This is a genomic window from Alteromonas alvinellae, from assembly GCF_902705805.1.
Map to the genome: position 1 here is coordinate 1 of NZ_CACSIH010000074.1, position 340 is coordinate 340.

The 340-nt window shown below is 47.1% G+C and carries 1 protein-coding gene; it reads right to left on the reverse strand.

Annotated features, from left to right (window positions below; genetic code table 11):
- Nucleotides 1-49: 49 nt before the first annotated feature.
- A partial coding sequence (locus ACX5KA_RS05320; RefSeq protein WP_458730594.1) for a Tn3 family transposase occupies nucleotides 50-340 on the reverse strand: 291 nt, incomplete at its 5' end.

Sequence of the window (340 nt, forward strand, 5' to 3'; positions counted from 1 at the left end):
GACCACACCAATAAATGGCTGCGGAGGTGGTTTACTTTCAGCTTGGAGCCTAATCATCCACTATCGGCCTTGTTATTTCGCCAATATTGGGCAATTTCCCAGTATTAGTGAAGTTATACGTTCCGCTTAAGTTGATATTTTGCCACGCAACGGGCGAAACAGCACGAGTGATACCCGCTTTCTCTTCATCTCCTCTCGCTTCAAAGTGTCCCAGCAGATGACTCAGTATCGCGGAGTTGAAGTAGATGATCGCGTTGGCAAGCAATCTTGCGCATTCATTCCAGATAGCGATTTCAGACTCGTTTTTGCCACGGAACTGATCACCATTCACCGACGCAAT